The sequence below is a fragment of the Polaribacter filamentus genome, from assembly GCF_002943715.1.
GTDB classification, from domain to species: Bacteria; Bacteroidota; Bacteroidia; order Flavobacteriales; family Flavobacteriaceae; genus Polaribacter; species Polaribacter filamentus.
This window is the reverse complement of the sequence record NZ_MQUA01000013.1, coordinates 2284452-2302500: the sequence shown is the minus strand read 5'-3', so window position 1 is coordinate 2302500 and position 18049 is coordinate 2284452. Positions and strand designations below refer to the sequence as shown.

Here is an 18049-nt window from a genome sequence, read left to right as displayed (position 1 = left end):
GCGAACTTAATTATTTTTACTTTTTAGAGTTCCCTTTTTTTTAGCTACAACATCGATTATGCAATTTTTTTTCTATTTTAATTCATTAGTGTCCGATAAATAATTTTAAAAGCAGGATTTCCATAGTTGGATTTCCTGCTTTATTTATATCTTGATTTTTACCACAAAATTGAGATATGAACAAAAGTACACACTTTAGCGGAACACCAATAATTAAACAGATTTTAAAATATATACCACAAGCAGATATTACTCGGACAGCCAAAATCTATAACAGTGACCGCTACTACAAAAAGTTTAAAACCTACGACCATTTAGTCACGATGCTTTATGCCACAATGAGTGGAGTTTCCTCACTTAGAGAGTTGTCGACCGTTTTATTAGCTTGTGAAGGGCGTATCAGCCATTTAAATCTAAAACATTTCCCTAAGCGAAGTACATTGTCAGATGCTAACAAGAAAAGAACCAGTGAAGTCTTTGGAGCAATTTATTCAAAATTATACAAACGCTACGCTCCATTTTTATCGGACAGCAGTCCATTAAAATCTCCTGTAAAGAATTTAAAAATTGTAGATTCTACCACAATCAGCCTATTTAGTGATATTTTAAAAGGAGTTGGTCGTAATCCTATTACAGGTAAGAAAAAAGGAGGTATAAAGATGCACACAATGATAAATGCTTTGGAAGATGTACCTTGTCTGATACGTTTTAGCAGTGCTGCTACTCACGACCACACTTTTTTAAAAGAGTTAAATTTAGAGAAAGATTCTTTTGTCGTTTTTGATAAAGCATACAATGATTATCTCCAATATTTAGAGTGGACTTTAAATGATATTTACTTTGTAACTCGCCAAAAAGACAATGCTGTCTATAAAAGCATTAAAGAATTTGATTTAGCAGACAAAACAAGTGATGCAATACTAAAAGATGAACTTATATTGATAGAAAAAGACGATAAATCTATTCAAATAAGAAGAGTTGCTTATTGGGATGCTACAAAAGAAAAGGTATATGAGTTTATCACCAATAATGCAGAAATATCTCCAGACCAAGTAGCAGATATATACAAACACAGATGGCAGATTGAAACGATGTTTAAAAGACTCAAGCAGAACTTTCCCCTTAAATATTTTCTTGGAGATAATCAAAATGCAATAGAGATTCAGATATGGTCAGCATTAATCATTCAACTCATCATGCTTGTGATACAAAGAAAAATCAAACGAAAATGGGCATATTCAAATATGGTTTCTGTGATGAGATTTCATCTGATGACCTACATTGATCTGTTTAAATTTCTCGAAAACCCAAACAAACAATGGTGGGAACTCACATCAAAACCTCCAGATATACAACTGCAACTTTTTAAATAGACACCTTGCTAACTCAAAAAGAAAAATATAGAACGTGTTTACTGGGCTCAAAAATGGGTTTAATTAAAATTTGTAGTTTTATCGGACACTAATGATTTTAAGTGAGTAAATGCTTTTTTTAGGCTTCATTTTTCCTTAATTTTTACAATTAGACGCAAATATCCCTGGACTTCGATATAAATTGTAGCATATTGCCTCCATCAAATTTTGTGTATGCATTTTTTTCATCCCTCTATATCTTGCAATTCCACCTTTAAACCATAATTTTATTCCTCCAAAAGTACGTTCTACTTTAAACCTTGTTTTTCCTATTAATTTATTGAATCTAGTTTCCCATTTTGTTAACGGTTTATTTTTTACCGCCTTTTTAAGGATATGATTCTTTAAATTACGCTTCTTTAAAATCGCAACATTTTTCTTTGATTGGTACCCTTTATCTGCCTTTAGAGGGATGTCTTTTGGTAATACCACATTTACAGTTTCTAGAACTTCCTCCAAATTTGCAATCTCATTTTTGCTGGCAGTTGTGGTTAGTACTCCTAGAACGAGTCCTTCGTTATCCGTTACATGATGCTTTTTAAACCCAAAATGGTACTTTCCTCTTTTCTTTAACCAAGTACCCTCTTTATCGACACTATCTGGATATTCTTTGTGTACTTCTACTTGGTCTGCACAGCGGTCTTCGGTTACCTTAAAATTTGTTTTTCCTTTTGGTCTAAGTGGCGTATCTATTACACTAGCGTCTATTATTAAACCTGTTTTTACAATGATATTATGTGCATCTAGCTGTTTGTTTATGGAGGTAAATAATTTTTCGAAGGTTTGTGTTTTGGTTAATGCGGTTCTAAACCTACTTAAAGTACTATGATCTGGAGCAACCTGTTCAATGGTCATCCCACAAAAATAACTAAAGGAAAGACTGTCATTTATTCGGTCTTCAACTTCATAATCGCTTAAACCATACCAACTTTGTAAAAGACACATTTTAAAAAGTAATGTCCCATCATAAGAAGGCTTGCCAGTGGCACTTTTTCCTTTTAAATAATCATTATTTATTAGGATAGAGATCGTATCCCAATCGATAAGGGTGTTTATTTGGGTGAAAAATGTCTTTTTAATTTTTCTTGCTCGTAAATCGCAAATGCTATCGGCTAAAGTTGGTTGTTTTTGTATTTTCATACACTAAATTTACAAATTAATATACTTACAATTAAATATTTAACATAAATAATTACGTGTCATTTTTGTTTTTTTTTTAGGCACTTCCTTGCAACGGTCTTGTATTTACATCGCTACTAAATCGCCAGAAACATCTTTTGATGGTAATTCTGATTTGCCCATTAAAAAAATATCTACTTGTCTTGCTGCTTCTCTACCTTCCGAAATAGCCCAAACAATTAGAGATTGTCCACGACGCATATCGCCTGCCGTAAAAATATTTGGAACATTGGTTTGATATTTTCCGTAAGCTGCTTCATAGTTTGAGCGAGCATCCGTTTTAATACCCAGCTTATCTGCTAAAGTACTTTCTGGACCAGTAAAACCTAAGGCTAATAAAGCTAAATCACAAGGCCATGTTTTATCAGTACCGGTAATTTCTATCAATTCAGGTCTTTGACCTGGAACCATTTTCCATTCGACATTTACCGTTTTTAAGGCAATTAGTTTTCCTTGTTCATCTTTTACAAATTCCTTTGTATTGATCAACCAATTACGATCTGCACCTTCTACGTGAGAAGAAGATGTTTTTAATTGTAAAGGCCAAAAAGGCCAAGGAGTTGTTGGTGAACGATGCCCCGGAGGTTTTGGCATAATTTCGAAATTAACCACGGATTTTGCACCATGTCTATTTGAAGTACCAATACAATCTGAACCTGTATCTCCACCGCCAATAACAATTACATCTTTATCTGTTGCCATTATTTGATTTTTAACCTCTTTACCAAATAAAGCTTTTGTTTGTTGTGTTAAGAAATCCATTGCTTGCACAACACCATCGGCATCAATACCTTGTGTTGGTAGACTACGTCTTTCTGTAGACCCACCGCATAAAACAATGCTATCAAAAGCTTTTAAATCTTCCACATCATAATTAACACCTACATTTACGTCGGTTTTAAAAATGATTCCTTCTGCTTTTAAAATTGCAATTCTTCTATCAATAATTCCTTTTTCCATTTTAAAATTAGGAATTCCGTATCGTAACAAACCACCAACTTCATCATCTCTTTCAAAAACAGTAACTGTATGACCAGCTCTGTTTAATTGTTGTGCAGCGGCTAAACCAGCAGGACCAGAACCAATAACGGCAATGGTTTTATCTGTTCTTCTTTTGGGAAGTTGTGGTTTTATCCATCCTTCTTTAAAAGCACGCTCTACAATATTTTTCTCGATATTTTCAATAGAAACTGGATCTTCAATAATACCTAACACACACGCTTGCTCACATGGAGCAGGGCATAGGCGACCTGTAAATTCTGGAAAGTTATTTGTAGAATGCAGTATCCACGATGCTTTTTGCCATTCACCTTGATGTACCATGTGATTGAAATCTGGAATGAGATTGCCTAACGGACATCCGCTATGGCAAAAAGGAATTCCACAATCCATACAACGAGAGCCCTGTTTTGTTATTTCTTTCTCAGAAAGAGGTACTGTAAATTCTTTATAATTTTTTACACGATCTATTACCGAGGTGTAGGTTTCATCTTGTCTTTCAAACTCTTTAAATCCTGTTACTTTTCCCATGACATTATGCTAGTGTTAATTCTTCAAACATTGGTTCTTCAGTTTCTAAACGTAATAACGCTTTCTTGTATTCTGTTGGCATTATTTTTACAAAGTTTTTTAAATTTGCATCCCAATCGGCTACTAAAGATTCCCCTTTTTTACTATCTGTATATAAAACGTGTTTTTGTATTATTGCTTTTAAATCTGCAGCTTCCTCAACCGAAATTTCTTCAAACTCAATAGTTTCTTTATTACAAAGTCCGTTTACAAATTTTTTTTCTGGATCATAGACATATGCGATTCCACCACTCATACCCGCAGCGAAATTTCTACCTGTTTTACCCAAAACAATTACTTTTCCACCCGTCATGTATTCACAACAGTGATCTCCAACACCTTCAACTACGGCTATTGCACCTGAATTACGAACGGCGAAACGTTCACCTGCAATTCCGTTAATATACGCCTGACCTTCTACGGCACCGAATAAACAAACATTACCAACGATGATATTATCCTCTGCAATAAAATCAGCTTTCACAGGTTTCTTCACAATTAATTTTGCTCCTGATAATCCTTTCCCTAGGTAATCATTCGTATTACCTTCTAGAATAAAAGTTAATCCGTGGGCACTAAATGCGCCAAAACTTTGACCTGCAGAACCTGTGAAATTAATATTTAAAGTATCTTCAGGTAAGCCTAAATGACCATAAATTTTAGAAATTTCATTGCTGATAATTGCCCCAACGGCTCTATTTGTATTTTTTATTGGATACGATAGATTCATTTTTTCTTTTCTATATAAGGCTCTATGAGAATCCTTTAATATGGTAAAATCTAAAACTTCGTCTAAATTATGTTCTTGTTGTTCGGTATTTCTAACTGTCATTTCTTTATAAGCTGCAGGTCTGTATAAAATACTAGATAAGTCTAAACCTTTTGCTTTGTAATGTTTGATTGCTTTATTAGCGTTTATTTTATGCGTTTGACCAACCATTTCGGCTAAGGTTCTGAAACCTAATTGCGCCATTATTAGTCTTAATTCTTCAGCAACATAAAAGAAGAAATTAATTACATGTTCTGGTGTTCCTTTAAAGTTTTTACGCAGTTCTTTGTCTTGAGTTGCGATACCAACCGGACATGTATTTAAGTGACATTTACGCATCATAATACATCCCGAAGCAACTAAAGGAGCCGTGGCAAAACCAAATTCTTCTGCACCTAATAAGGCCGCAATAGCAACATCTCTGCCTGTTTTTAATTGTCCGTCACATTCTATAACAATTCTACTTCGTAAGTTATTTAAAACTAACGTTTGTTGTGCTTCTGCTAAACCAAGTTCCCAAGGTAAGCCTGCATGTTTTAGAGATGTTAAAGGAGAAGCTCCTGTACCACCATCATAACCAGAAATTAAAACAACATCTGCTTTTGCTTTTGCCACACCAGCAGCAATGGTACCTACACCAACTTCCGAAACTAATTTTACATTAATTCGTGCTTCACGATTTGCATTTTTTAAATCGAAAATTAGTTGTGCTAAATCTTCAATTGAATAAATATCGTGATGTGGAGGAGGAGAAATTAAACCTACAAAAGGCGTTGAGTTACGCACTGCAGCAATCCAAGGGTATACTTTATAGCCAGGTAATTGACCACCTTCGCCAGGTTTAGCACCTTGTGCCATTTTAATTTGAATTTCTTTCGCATTTGTTAAATAGTGAGAAGTAACACCGAATCTTCCAGATGCTACTTGTTTTATAGCAGAATTTCTACTATCACCATTGATATCTTTTTGAAAACGTTTTCTGTCTTCACCACCTTCACCAGAATTAGATTTACCACCAATTCTATTCATCGCAATTGCTAAATTTTCATGTGCTTCGCGAGAAATGGAACCGTAAGACATTGCGCCTGTTTTAAAACGTTTTACAATTTCTGTCCAATCCTCTACCTCTTCTAAAGGAATTGGGTCAAGCTTATCAAACTCAAATAAACCACGAATGGTCATCAAGTTTTCTGCTTGATCATTGATGGCTTTTGCATACACATCATAACTATCTTGATCACTTAATCGAACCGCTTGTTGTAATTTTGAAATCGTAGTTGGATTGAATAAATGACGTTCACCATTTCTTCGCCATCTATAATCGCCACCAATATTTAAGCTTAAATTTTTATCAATTTGATTGTTAGGATATGCTTGTTTATAACGTTGGTCAATTTCTTTTTCAATTTCGTATAAACCAATACCTTCAATTCTTGATGCTGTATAAGGAAAGTATTTTTCTACAAATTGAGAATTAAATCCTACAATTTCGAAAATTTGAGAACCTCTGTACGAATGTAATGTCGAAATTCCTATTTTGTTCATTACTTTTAAAATTCCTTTTCCGATTGCTTTATTGAAATTATCAACTGCTTGTTGCTCATTCATATCCGTAATGAAGCCTTCTTTAACTTGCATTCTGATAATTTCATTTACCATATAAGGGTTTACCGCACTTGCGCCATACCCAAATAAAGTTGCAAAATGATGTGGTTCACGGGGCTCTGCAGATTCAATAATAATATCAAAATAAGAACGCTTGCGTAAACGATTTAATTGATGATTTACAAAAGAACATGCTAATAAAGCAGGAATCGGAGCCAATTCTTGACTTACGCCTCTATCAGAAAGAATAATAATATTCGTTTTTGATGCTAACGCTTTTTCAACTTGAATAACAATCTGATCCAAAGCATCCTCAAGTCCGTTTAATCCTTGTGCCTTTGGATATAAAATTTGAATTGTTTCTGCTTTGAAACTTTCAATGTCAATACTTCTAATTTTTTCTAAATCGGCATTTGATATAACAGGATTCTGAATTCGTAATTTTCTACATTGTCTATCAGTAATGCTAAATATATTTCTATCCTTTCCTAAGTTTAAACTGATGTCCGTTACAATCTCTTCACGAATACCGTCTAAAGGCGGATTGGTAACTTGCGCAAATAACTGCTTAAAATAGTTGGAAATTAATTGAGGTCTGTCTGATAAAACAGCTAAAGGTGTATCTGTTCCCATAGAACCCAGAGCTTCTTTAGCAACTTGTGCCATTGGTGTAATTACTTCTTGAATATCCTCAAAAGTGTAATTAAACAAACGCTGACGAGTTTTGATATCAATCGATTCGATAGGACATGTTTGACTTGTATACGGAACATCTTTTAAATGCAAACGCGTGTTGTCTAACCATTCTTGGTAAGGTCTTTCTCTAACAATTTTACTTTTTATTTCTTCATCTTCTATGATTCTTCCTTCATTCATGTCTACCAAGAACATTTTTCCCGGTTCTAATCTACCATGTTTTTTAACATCTTCTGGAGCGATATCATAAACACCAATTTCTGAAGACATTATTAATTTACCACTTTTGGTAATTGTATATCTAGAAGGTCTTAACCCATTTCTGTCTAGCAAAGCACCAATATAATCTCCATCTGTAAAAGGTACAGAAGCGGGTCCATCCCAAGGTTCCATGATGCACGCATTGTATTCGTAAAAAGCTTTGCGCTCCTTAGACATTGTGGTATGTTTTTCCCAAGCCTCAGGAATCATCATCATCATAATTTCTGGCAAGGAACGATCGGTATGCGTTAATAGCTCCACAACCATATCCATGGAAGCTGAATCTGATTTTCCTGGTAAAATAATCGGAAATAATTTATCTATCTGTGGACCAAAGACATCACTTTTCATGATTTCTTCTCGAACACGCATTCTACTTACATTTCCGCGTAGCGTATTAATTTCACCGTTTTGACACATGTGTCTAAAAGGTTGTGCTAACTCCCATGTTGGCATTGTGTTCGTAGAAAAACGTTGGTGTACTAACGCCAAACGTGTAACTAAATCTATTTCTTGTAAGTCTTTATAATAAGGACCAATATCTTCGGGCATGATAATCCCTTTATAAATAATGGTTGTAATGGATAAACTTGGAACATAAAAATAAATAGACTCAGAAATTTTAGATTTTCTGATGGAATGTTCTGTTATTTTTCGAGCAGCATAAAGTTTTGCTTTAAATGTTGCTTCGCTGATTTCTGAAGTTTTACCAACAAATAATTGTTCTATGGTTGGTTCTGAAGCCAGAGCTATATCTCCTAATTGAGACGAATCTACAGGAACTTTTCTCCATCCTAAAATGGAAAGTCCTTGTTCTTTTATTTCGTTTTCAAAAGTAGTTTTACTAAAATTATATTGATTCGCTACTTTAGGTAAAAAGACCATACCAACGGCATATTCTCTTTGATTGGGTATTGTAAAATCACAAACACGTTTAAAGTAATCATGAGGAATGTCTATTAATAAACCCGCGCCATCTCCTGTTTTGCCATCTGCACTAACGCCTCCTCTATGTTCTAGTTTTACTAAAATTTCTAGTGCGTCGTGTATAATTTGATTTGTTTTATCTCCATTTAAATTACAAATAAAACCTGCTCCACAATTTTCGTGTTCAAACTCTGGTAAATATAAGCCTTGTTTCTCCATATGATATTCAATTATATTTACAAATCTATGTATTTTGTTGAAGATAATTCAGTGTTTTGAATTTTTTAATGAAAGTTTTGCGATGAAGTTAAAATAGTTGGGTTAAAAAATTATTTATCATAATTAAAGCTAGTTTAATTGTGATATTCCTAAAAACAAGAAATACACCTTTAAATTGATAACTTTAAAGGTGTATTTTGTTTCAAACAGTAACTTATGTGTTAATGCTCGTTCAATCTAAAGTCTGGATATGCCTCCATGCCGTGTTCATGAGCATCTAATCCTTCTAGTTCTTCTTTTTCACTAACTCTAATTCCCATTGTTTTCTTAAGGGTAAAGATGATGATAAATGTTGAAATGATACAAAAAGCTGCATAACAACCAACACCTATTAATTGAATTAAGAATGTGTGTTCTGGATTTGTAGAGAAAATACCAACAGCTAAAGTTCCCCAAATACCACAAATTAAATGCACTGCAATTGCTCCAACAGGATCATCTAATTTAATAGCATCTATAAAAGCAACAGCAAAAACAATAATCGCACCAGCAATACCACCAATAATAATAGCGCTTTCTGGTGTCATTACATCTGCACCAGCAGTAATACCTACTAAACCTCCTAATATTCCATTTAAAAACATGGTTAAATCTAAATTTTTATATTTGATAAAAGAGACCAAAACAGCAACTACACCACCTGCAGCAGCAGCTAAGCAAGTTGTTACTAAGGTTAATGACGTTAAAGCAGGGTCTGCAGATAAAACGGATCCACCATTAAAACCAAACCAACCCAACCAAAGAATTAAAACTCCTGCAGTTGCTAAGGGAATGTTGTGTCCTGGAATTGCTTGCGCTTTTCCATCTTTAAATTTCCCGATTCTTGGGCCTAATAACCAAACAGCTACTAAAGCTGCCCAACCACCAACAGAATGCACTAAGGTAGAGCCTGCGAAATCATAGAATCCCATTTGGTCTAAAAATCCTCCACCCCATTTCCAAGAACCTGCAATTGGGTATACTAAACCAACATAAATTACGACAAAAATCATAAAAGCTCCAATTTTCATTCTTTCTGCTACTGCACCAGAAACAATTGTTGCTGCAGTTGCTGCAAACATTCCTTGAAATAAGAAATCTGTCCACCAAGTATAGCCACCACTCGCATATTCTGGAGTCATTCCATTCTCAGGAGCTGCAATTCCGAAACCTGCAAAGTCAAAGAAACCTGCTGAACCTTCTGCAAACCCGGGGTACATTAAGTTAAAACCTGCTACATAATACAATAACAAGCCTACTGTAATTATAAATATGTTTTTAAATAAAATATTTATTGTATTTTTTTGTCTTGTAAGTCCTATTTCTAAAAATGCAAAACCTGTGTGCATAAAGAAAACGAGTGCTGTACAGATCATCATCCATACGTTATTTGCTGTAAATAATCCTTCCATATTTTTTTTATTTTGATGTTTTATCTAAAGTTGATCCTCCTTTTTCTCCAGTTCTTATTCTGTAAGCTTCTGTAATGTCTGATACAAATATTTTACCATCACCAACATCTCCAGTTGCAGCAGACTTAAGTAATGCATCTATTGTTATTTTTTCAAAATCGTCATTTACAACAATCGATAAATATCTTCTTTGAATATCGCTGGTGCTATAGCTAACGCCTCTGTATACGTGTCCTTCTTTTTCGTTACCTAAGCCCGTAACATCCCAATAAGAGAAAAAGTTTACATCAACTTGATGCAGTGCTTCTTTAACTGCACTAAATTTCGATTTTCTAATAATCGCTTCAATTTTCTTCATTTTAAAATTATTTTGATTAATATTCATTTATTTTAAAGAATCACACAATGTTTAAATTGTGTGATTCTTTGATGTTCTTTTAGAAAGAATATACTGCTGCAATAGTTAAAGCAGTAACACTTTTTTCTGTTGGGAACGCTTCAATAATATAATCGTCAGAATTGTCGAATCTTAAGTCAGTTATAAACTTTAAGTTGCTTGTTAAGTTTACGTTAGATGTTACAGTAAATGCAGTTACACTTGAATCACCTGCTCCAGAGGTTGCTGTAAAGATTTCTGGTCTTAGTCCTAAAGAAAACTTATCTGAAAATTTGTTTTGTAAATATAGTGCAGCACCATAGTATCCTGCATCATCATTATTAGAGTTAACATAAGCGGCGTTCAAACCAACATAGAAAGAATCTGATAAATCAAAACCACCTGTATAATCTAAAAAGATATAATCTTTAGCAGAAGCGTCGTCAATTGCACCACTTATGAAGTTTAAGTACTGACCTTTATAACCTATTTGAGCACCGAACTGTGTTGCATCTGCAGCATTGCCATCGGCACTTGAAAGCGCATGAGCATTGGTTAGAGCTAACATAAAAGATAAATCTTCTGATGCAGCATAATTCATTTTAATACCTGTGTGAGAAAAAGGGCCTGCGTTAAATAAATACGAAACTGTATAGTTAAAGTTCGCTGAAGGATTGATAACTTCATAACCTAAAAAGGTATTGAATTGACCTGCGGTTAGCGTTACTTTATCGCTTACATTGTAATAAGCATACAATTGATTAATTGCACCTGCTAAATTTGCATCATCTGCTCTAGGACCAAATGCAAGATCTGCTACAACTCCTGCTTTACCTTTTTCGTAGGCAAAAACTGTATTTGCAAATCCTAAACCAAAAGCGTTAGCGTTTTCTGGATTGGCAATTAATATTCCAGGAGTTCCTGGGGCATTTGTGAAATTAGTGGTTCCATATACATCAACCGTTCCACTTAATGTAAAAGTCCCTGTGTCCTCTGTTTCTTGTGCAGTTGCTAAAAAGCTACTAGCTACTAATAAAGTTAAAATAATTTTTTCATAATTAATGTTCTTTAAATTTAATTTGTTTTTGTTGTTTTAATTCTTCAAATGTAAATATTTAATTTAAACTCGCAAGGGGTTATTTTCTTAAAAGAGTGTATTTTAACATCATACCCTCAAAAAAAAGGGGGTTAATTTGTGATAAGTATAATTTTTAGATTTTGAAGGGTGTTAAATACAGAGTATGTAAAAAACTTACATATAATTTTAGGATATTCATAAAAATGCACCTTTTTTGAAAAAAAATGTAATTAGTGTATCTTTGAAGTATGAAATACTCACATTCTTACCTGGTACATATACAGTTTCTAGGATTTCGTTTTTCTGGTTGGCAAAAACAGACAAATGCTAAAACACTGCATCAAATGGTTGATAAAACCTTAGGATTTGTTTTTGAGAATATGCTTTATAAGTCCATTGGTATTGGTAGAACAGATGCAAAGGTCTCTGCAAACTCGTATTATGTCCAATTATTTACAGATACTTTAGTTGAGGAAGCTTTTTTTATGAATTCTATAAATTCTAACTTTTCTTCCGATTTTAAAGCGATTTCTATCAGAAAAGTAGGAACTGATTTTAATATTATAAAAGCTTCAAAGTTGAAAGAATACCATTATTACTTTTCTTTTGGGGATAAAAATCATCCTTTTGCAGCGCCTTTTATTACGAATGTTGATGAATCATTAGATATTGAACGCATGATGAAGGGCGCAAAATTGTTTAAAGGTGAGCATTATTTTCATAAATATTGTACCAAACCTTCGGATGCAACTATTTTTAAAAGACGCATAGATTCCTGCGAAATTGTAGCCAATACTATTTTAACCGCTAGCTTTTTTCCTGAGAAGTCTTATATCGTCAAGGTAAAAGGAAAAGGGTTTTTAAGGTATCAGATTCGGTTGATGGTAGCAATGCTCTTTGAGTTAGGGAAAGGAAACATCGACTTAGCGTTTATTGAAAACTCTTTAAAAGAAGATAATGATCGAAAATCGATGAGAAATATTGCGCCGGCTTCTAGTTTGCAATTGTTTGCTGTTGAGTTGGATTTGTAATAGAGTACAAATCTTTGAGGTTTTCAAAACCTCAAAGGTTTGTACTTTTGAGTAGTAAATAAGTAGTAGATTTCTAGATTATTAATTTTGTTGGTAAGAACTCGCGTGAGTGATAGTAATGGCATCCTTTTTTGAAGTATGAAAAAAAGATATAATGAATAGCACGATTTTTGCTTTTCGCAAAAACACGCACAAAATAAAAATCCACCTTTTAAAAAGATGGATTTTTGTAGACTATATATTAGGTGTAATTTATCCCTTGATAATTCCCCTTGAAATTACAATTTTTTGAATCTCTGAAGTTCCTTCGTAAATCTGAGTAATTTTTGCATCGCGCATTAAACGTTCTACGTGGTAATCCTTCACAAAACCGTTTCCACCATGAATTTGAACCGCTTCAACTGTGTGTTCCATAGCAACTTTACTTGCGTATAATTTTGCCATTGCAGAAGACATGTCATAATTGTTGCCTTGATCTTTGTCCCAGGCAGCTCTCATAACCATCATTCTTGCCGCTTCAATATCTGTGTGCATGTCTGCTAATTTAAACGCAATTGCTTGATGATTGCAAATTTCTGTTCCGAATGCTTTGCGTTCTTTAGAATATTTTAAAGACAATTCATACGCGCCGGCAGCAATTCCTAGAGCTTGTGCAGCAATACCGATTCTACCGCCAGAAAGAGTTTTCATGGCGAATTTAAATCCAAATCCGTCTTCACCAATTCTGTTTTCTTTTGGCACTTTTACATCGTTAAATTGTAAGGTATGCGTATCAGAACCACGAATTCCTAATTTGTCTTCTTTTGGACCAATATGAAAACCTGGAGTTCCTTTTTCAACAATAAAAGCATTGATTCCTTTATGGCCTTTTTCTCTATCTGTTTGCGCAATTACCAAATAAACGTCTGAGCGGCCACCATTTGTAATCCAGTTTTTTGTTCCGTTAATTAGGTAATGATCTCCTTTATCAATGGCGGTTGTAGCTTGCGAAGTTGCATCCGAACCTGCTTCTGGTTCGCTTAAGCAGAAGGCGCCAATAAACTCGCCTGTAGCTAGTTTTGTTAAATATTTTTGTTTTTGCTCCTCATTTGCGTAGGTTTCTAAACCATAACAAACTAAAGAATTGTTTACAGAAACGATGACGGAAGCAGAAGCGTCAATTTTAGACAATTCTTCCATCACCAAAACATACGAAATGGCGTCCATACCGCTTCCTCCGTATTTTGGGTCTACCATAATTCCCATAAAACCTAAATCGCCCATTTTTCTGACCAATTCTTGTGGAAATTCTTGTTTATTATCTCTTTCAATAACACCAGGTAACAATTCGGTTTGCGCAAAAATTCTTGCTGCATCGCGAATCATGATGTGCTCTTCTGTTAAATTAAAATCCATATTTTTTTTATTATTCGTAATTTGAGAGTACAAAGATATCGATTTCGTAACTTATTTTCATAAGACTTTTATTATTTTTACCAAAATGAATAAAAACGAAGTTTTCTGTATTGGATTGATGTCTGGAACGTCTTTAGATGGCATCGATTTGGTCTACGTGAAATTTGATAAAAATAGGTACAAAGATTTCGAAATTATCTTTGCGGAAACGATTGCTTATACCGACGTATGGAAGGGCGACTTACAAAAGGGAATTCATTTTTCTTCGGACAAACTTATAAAATTAAACATTGCGTATGGCGAACTTCTAGGAAAGGTGCTTCTTGATTTTATTGATAAATTTCAGATTCAAAAAATTGATTTTATTGCTTCTCACGGACATACTATTTTACATCAGCCGGCAAACGGAATTACCCTTCAAATTGGCGACGGACAAGCGATTGCCAATATTACAAAGCAAAAAGTAGTATGCGATTTTAGAACGCAAGACGTACAATTAGGCGGTCAAGGCGCGCCTTTAGTTCCCGTGGGTGATGCGTTGCTTTTTTCTGATTTTGACTACTGTTTAAATGTAGGCGGATTTTCGAATATTTCTTTTCAAAAGGACGATAAACGAATTGCTTTTGATATTTGCCCTGTAAATATTGTGTTGAATTTTTATGCCAATAAATTGGGATTCGATTTTGATGCATCAGGTAAAATAGCCTCTCAAGGTAAAATTAATGAAGTGCTTTTAGTACGATTAAATTCGCTTCCGTTTTATCAGCAAAGACCACCAAAATCTTTAGGATTAGAATGGGTGCAAGAAAATATATTTCCATTAATTGATAGTTTAGAAACCGATGTTTCATCGATATTAAGAACTTTTGTAGTCCATGTTGCGATGCAAATAAGCAAAATAATTTATAAGAATAATTCAGTTTTAATTACAGGCGGTGGTGTTTTTAATTCCTTTTTAATTGAGAACATAGCATATTATTCTAAAACTAAAATTTCATTAGAAGGTGAAAAACTCATCAACTTTAAAGAAGCGCTTATTTTTGCCTTTTTGGGGTTGTTAAAACTTGATAATCAGGTAAATTGCTTAAAGTCTGTTACTGGGGCGAGTAAAAATCATTCTTCAGGCGAAATTTTTTATCCGAAGCTTTAAATAAAAATAGTTGAGCAATCATTTTTTTTATGGTAAGTTTGTATGACTTAACAATAATTATAAATCTAAAATCTTTTAATATGAATCAACTTTAGCTTTTCCCCAGCAGGGGATTTTTACACAAAATAGAAGTATTTTTGAGGGCAAAAGTTAAATTATTTAAAACAGTAAGATGAAAGAATTATTAAAAATATACGAAAATAAACAACCAGAAATAATCTTTAATTGGAAAGATCCTGAAACAGAAGCAGAAGGTTGGACCGTGATAAACTCTTTAAGAGGCGGTGCTGCAGGTGGTGGAACACGAATGAGAGAAGGTTTGGATATGAATGAAGTTTTATCGCTAGCTAAAACAATGGAAGTAAAGTTTACCGTTTCGGGCCCTGCAATTGGTGGTGCAAAATCTGGAATTAACTTCAACCCTCATGATCCAAGAAAAAAGGGAGTTTTAGAGCGTTGGTATAAAGCAGTTGCCCCGTTATTAAAAAATTATTACGGAACAGGTGGCGATTTAAATGTGGATGAAATTCATGAAGTAATCCCCATTACCGAAGAAAGTGGTGTTTGGCATCCTCAAGAAGGCGTTTTTAACGGTCATTTTAAACCAACCGAAGCAGATAAAATTAATAGAATTGGTCAATTAAGACATGGTGTAATAAAGGCTTTAGAAGACACAAACTTAACGCCGTCAATTGCTAGAAAATTTACAGTTGCAGACATGATTACTGGGTTTGGTGTTGCAGAAGCTGCACGTCATTATTACGATATTTATGGAGGCACTGTTGTTGGTAAAAGAGCCATTGTACAAGGATTTGGAAATGTAGGTTCTGCCGCAGCGTATTATTTAGCACAAATGGGTGCTAAAGTTGTGGGAATTATTGATAGAGATGGTGGTGTAATTAATGAAAAAGGTTTTTCTTTTGAAGAAATAAAAGAATTGTTTTTAAACAAAAATGGTAATACTTTAGTCGCGGAAAATATGATTCCTTTTAAGGAGATTAATGAGCGAATTTGGTCTTTACCTTGTGAGATTTTTGCGCCATGTGCTGCGTCAAGATTGATAAAACAAGAGCAAATAGATCAAATGATTCACGCAGGATTAGAAGTTATTTCTTGCGGGGCAAATGTTCCTTTTGCGGATAAAGAAATTTTCTTTGGATCAATTATGGAAGATACCGATAAAAAAGTGAGTTTAATTCCGGATTTTATTTCCAATTGCGGAATGGCAAGGGTGTTTGCTTATTTTATGGAAAGAAAAGTTAAAATGACAGACGAAGCGATTTTTGACGATACATCAAATACAATAAAAAGAGCTTTGCAAAGAACTTTTGCTAAAAGTGCTTCAAAAACAAGAATAAGTGAGACGGCGTTTGAGATTGCGCTAAAAGAATTGGTATAAATTAAATAGTAAAGAAGTATGGAGTCAGTAATTATTATTGTATTTGTAATGGGGTATTTAGCCATTACTTTAGAGCACAATTTAAAATTAGATAAATTAATTCCCGCCTTAATTATGATGGCAGTTTGTTGGGCTATAGTAGCGCTAGGAGTTGATAATTTTACGGAATGGTTTGACTCTAGTTCGCATAGTTTAGTGGAAAATTTTGGATCTCTAATGCATGAAGAAAAAATGTATTTGGTTGAAGAGACTTTATTGCATCATTTAGGAAAAACTGCAGAAATATTAGTATTCCTTTTAGGAGCGATGACTATTGTAGAAATTATTGATTACTTTGATGGATTCTCTACCATTAAAAATTTCGTAAAGACCAAAAAGAAGAAAAATATTCTTTGGATTTTTGCCATATTAGCCTTTATTTTATCAGCAATTATAGACAACCTTACTGCCACAATTGTATTGATTTCAATATTACAAAAAGTTGTTAAAAATAGAGATGAAAGAATTTGGTTTGCAGGTTTAATTATTATTGCAGCCAATGCTGGTGGTGCATGGTCGCCAATTGGAGATGTAACCACAACAATGCTTTGGATTGGTAAAAAAGTAAGTACTTTAAAATTAATAGAATATTTATTAATACCATCTTTATTTTGTATGGTCGTGCCTACATTTATTGCCTCGTTTTTACCCGCTTTTAAAGGTGAAATTGATACGGAAGATGAAGAAGAAAAAGCAAAAAGTCCTCACAGTGCAAAAATGTTATATTTAGGTTTAGGTGCTATTGTATTTGTGCCTATTTTTAAAACATTTACACATTTACCACCTTATGTGGGTATGATGTTGTCTTTAGCGATTGTTGCTACTTTTGCCGAAATTTTTAGTAAATCTAAATTTTCAATCTCAAGTATTGATGGTGATCAAGCAGATGAGCACGCTTTAGGTGCGCATCACAGTCCAGTTCATGCATCCTTGTCGAAAATAGAAATGCCAAGTATTTTATTTTTCTTAGGAATTTTAATGGCAGTTGCTGCGTTAGAGTCTTTGGGAATTTTATTCAACTTTGCATCTACTTTAAAAGAAACAATACCAATGATGGGAACAGAATTGCATCACGAAGGAGTTTCAGATTTAGTAATTATGTTGCTAGGTGTGGGCTCTGCAGTTATCGATAATGTGCCTTTAGTGGCAGCTAGTTTAGGAATGTTTTCTGAAGGATTGGATAATGAATTATGGCATTTTATTGCCTTCTCTGCAGGTACAGGAGGTTCTATGTTAATTATTGGTTCTGCAGCAGGAGTGGTAGCAATGGGAATGGAAAAAATAGATTTTTTCTGGTATTTAAAGAAGATATCTTGGTTGGCCTTGATTGGATTTTTAGTCGGTTCCGCAGCATTTATGGTTACAAGAACCCTTTTTTAAGCTACAATTTAGAAAACAAAAATGTTATTTTGTACAATTCAGAATGGCATTTTTTTTGATAAAAGAAATGCTAATTCTTTCTTGTTTAAACAATTTAAAAATAGATTAGCCGT

12 protein-coding genes are annotated in these 18049 nt (G+C 33.9%); 5 read left to right on the top strand and 7 right to left on the bottom strand.

Annotation, left to right across the window (positions count from 1 at the left end):
- Positions 1–176: 176 nt before the first annotated feature.
- Positions 177–1373: an IS4 family transposase gene (locus BST83_RS12535; protein ID WP_104808119.1), complete on the top strand. Its 1197-nt coding sequence runs from the start codon at positions 177–179 to the stop codon at positions 1371–1373.
- A gap of 135 nt (positions 1374–1508) precedes the next feature.
- Here BST83_RS12535 and BST83_RS12530 read toward each other — a convergent pair whose 3' ends face one another.
- The 6 genes from BST83_RS12530 to BST83_RS12505 all read right to left on the bottom strand — a co-directional run bounded on the left by BST83_RS12530 (position 1509) and on the right by BST83_RS12505 (position 11509).
- The gene (locus tag BST83_RS12530) at positions 1509–2552 is read right to left on the bottom strand and encodes an IS5 family transposase (protein WP_104810080.1); all 1044 of its coding nucleotides are present in this window, start codon (positions 2550–2552) and stop codon (positions 1509–1511) included.
- Between the two features lie 105 nt (positions 2553–2657).
- Entirely contained in the window at positions 2658–4121 is a 1464-nt protein-coding gene (locus tag BST83_RS12525; protein WP_104810079.1) for a glutamate synthase subunit beta, read from the bottom strand.
- A 4-nt stretch (positions 4122–4125) separates the two neighbouring features.
- A complete protein-coding gene (gltB, locus tag BST83_RS12520; RefSeq protein ID WP_104810078.1) occupies positions 4126–8637 on the bottom strand; it encodes a glutamate synthase large subunit in 4512 nt (1503 codons plus the stop codon).
- A 221-nt stretch (positions 8638–8858) separates the two neighbouring features.
- Positions 8859–10088: an ammonium transporter gene (locus BST83_RS12515; protein WP_104810077.1), complete on the bottom strand. Its 1230-nt coding sequence runs from the start codon at positions 10086–10088 to the stop codon at positions 8859–8861.
- Positions 10089–10095: 7 nt separating this feature from the next.
- On the bottom strand, positions 10096–10446 hold the full coding sequence (locus BST83_RS12510; RefSeq protein ID WP_104810863.1) for a P-II family nitrogen regulator: 351 nt from the start codon (positions 10444–10446) through the stop codon (positions 10096–10098).
- 79 nt (positions 10447–10525) lie between these two features.
- Positions 10526–11509 (bottom strand): outer membrane beta-barrel protein, encoded by a 984-nt coding sequence (locus BST83_RS12505; RefSeq protein WP_240614830.1) that lies wholly within the window; start codon positions 11507–11509, stop codon positions 10526–10528.
- A gap of 281 nt (positions 11510–11790) precedes the next feature.
- Here BST83_RS12505 and BST83_RS12500 point away from each other — a divergent pair, with 281 nt between their 5' ends.
- Positions 11791–12573 carry a tRNA pseudouridine synthase A gene (locus BST83_RS12500; protein ID WP_104810075.1) on the top strand — a complete coding sequence of 261 codons (783 nt, stop codon included), beginning with the start codon at positions 11791–11793 and terminating at the stop codon, positions 12571–12573.
- 252 nt (positions 12574–12825) lie between these two features.
- On the opposite strand, the gene BST83_RS12495 is transcribed toward BST83_RS12500, so the two are convergent.
- Entirely contained in the window at positions 12826–13968 is a 1143-nt protein-coding gene (locus tag BST83_RS12495) for an acyl-CoA dehydrogenase (RefSeq protein ID WP_104810074.1), read from the bottom strand.
- An 85-nt stretch (positions 13969–14053) separates the two neighbouring features.
- Between BST83_RS12495 and BST83_RS12490 the strand changes: the two genes are divergently transcribed.
- The 3 genes from BST83_RS12490 to nhaD all read left to right on the top strand — a co-directional run bounded on the left by BST83_RS12490 (position 14054) and on the right by nhaD (position 17936).
- Entirely contained in the window at positions 14054–15118 is a 1065-nt protein-coding gene (locus BST83_RS12490; protein ID WP_104810073.1) for an anhydro-N-acetylmuramic acid kinase, read from the top strand.
- A 172-nt stretch (positions 15119–15290) separates the two neighbouring features.
- The gene (locus BST83_RS12485) at positions 15291–16517 is read left to right on the top strand and encodes a Glu/Leu/Phe/Val dehydrogenase dimerization domain-containing protein (protein WP_104810072.1); all 1227 of its coding nucleotides are present in this window, start codon (positions 15291–15293) and stop codon (positions 16515–16517) included.
- A gap of 18 nt (positions 16518–16535) precedes the next feature.
- Positions 16536–17936 carry a sodium:proton antiporter NhaD gene (gene nhaD / locus BST83_RS12480; protein WP_104810071.1) on the top strand — a complete coding sequence of 467 codons (1401 nt, stop codon included), beginning with the start codon at positions 16536–16538 and terminating at the stop codon, positions 17934–17936.
- Positions 17937–18049: the final 113 nt, after the last annotated feature.